Consider the following 1532-nt stretch of genomic DNA (forward strand, 5'->3'; position numbering starts at 1 on the left):
GCCCGCTCTCTCCCCGGGGGGGGGGGTCCCACATAACCTGGTGCACACCCACCCCCCCCCCCCCCCCCCGCCGCGGGGGCGCGGGCCCCCCCCCCCCCCCCACGACTCCTACTACTGGGCCGAGCGGGAAGGGAACACGGACAGCTGGCCGGTCCCCGGCACCGGCGACGGCATGGCGTACGTCCACCACAGGCCCGAGAGCAAGGCCGGCTACCTGGACGTGTACGCGGCCGAGGCGCACGCCTGGCGCGGTGACATCGCCATGGAGATCTGGGTCTTCGACACGAAGCCGATCCCGAAGAAGAAGATCATGGATCTGGCGAAGCGGCAGATGGAGCGGCTGTGAGCGACAACTCCGTGAACCCCGAGGCCACGGTGGCCCCGGACCCTGAAGTTCCCGCGAAGCCGGAAGACACCCCGCGGCCCGCGCCGGAGGCCGGCGTGCGGCCTGCTCCGGAACCCGGTCCACAACCCGCTCCCGAGTCCGGCCCCGGGAAGCCCGCCCGCGACCGGCGCCGTATCACCGCGATCGCGGGAACCGTCGCCCTGCTCGCCGCGGTCGTCGCGGGGGCCGGCTACACCGTCGTGACCGTGAACGGCGCCGACCGGGACGCCGGAGCCCCCGACTGGCGCTTCCCGAAGACCGGCAAGGGCAAGGACAGGGAGAAGGCGGCCGAGGCCACCGGGTTGCAGGGCATGCTCCTGCCCTACGGGACCGAGGGCTTCGGGCGCGGTCCGGACATCGGCGAGTTCGGTTCCGACGCCCGGCTGTCCGGCGGCCAGGCCGCGGCCATGCGCAAGGAGTCGATCAAGGACCTGCCCCGTTCCCAGCGCCGGGAGCTGGAACGGCTGATCGACAAGCAGGAAATCAAGGGCATGGCGATGCGCAGCTACCTGAGCACCGAGCACCCCGCCGACTCCACCGCCTACTCGGACCACGCCTACACGGTCGACATCGTGCTGTCGCAGATGGGCAACCGGCGGACCGTGCGCTCCATCGCCGCGGTCCAGCAGGACTTCTTCGACGCCATGAAGATCTTCCGCAAGGGCCCGGAGATCCAGGGCCACAAGAACGCGGCCTGCTTCCTCCCGCCGGCCGACTCGCACGAGAAGCTCGACATGATGGTCTGCTCCGCGTACGTGGGTGACGTGCTGGTCAGCGCCACCGCGACCGGGGGGAAGCCACTGGACAAGAAGGGCGTGGCGCTGTTGCTGCGCGAACAACTGGACCGCATCAAGGATCCGGGGGAGGCGGTATGACCGAGCAGCAGCAGGCGGAGACGCGGCCGGCCGAGGTGCAGCAGACGGAGACGCGGCCGGCCGAGGTTCCGCCGCTTCCCGGAGAGCCGCCCCTCGCACCGCCTCCGGTGGAGGGCCCCAGCCCGAAGAAGGACCGCCGTGCTCTGCGCGCCGTCCTGCGCTGGAGCGCCGCGGGGGGGGGGGTGGGGGCGGGGGGGGGGGGGGCGGGGGCGGGCGACACGGGGGGGGGTGGGGGGGGGCGGGCCGCGCGCTCCACCCGCGGGGGCGGGCGG

1 protein-coding gene and 2 pseudogenes are annotated in these 1532 nt (G+C 73.3%); all 3 read left to right on the forward strand.

The genetic code is table 11. The annotated features are described in order from the left end of the window. A pseudogene (locus ACFW2E_RS12040) lies at positions 1–346 on the forward strand (hypothetical protein); the annotation flags it as partial. Then, a complete protein-coding gene (locus ACFW2E_RS12045; RefSeq protein ID WP_384465258.1) occupies positions 343–1260 on the forward strand; it encodes a hypothetical protein in 918 nt (305 codons plus the stop codon). The pseudogene ACFW2E_RS12040 and the gene ACFW2E_RS12045, both read left to right, overlap by 4 nt. Next, positions 1257–1532: pseudogene (locus ACFW2E_RS12050) on the forward strand (hypothetical protein); the annotation flags it as partial. The gene ACFW2E_RS12045 and the pseudogene ACFW2E_RS12050, both read left to right, overlap by 4 nt.

This window comes from Streptomyces sp. NPDC058964 (assembly GCF_042741275.1).
GTDB lineage: Bacteria > Actinomycetota > Actinomycetes > Streptomycetales > Streptomycetaceae > Streptomyces.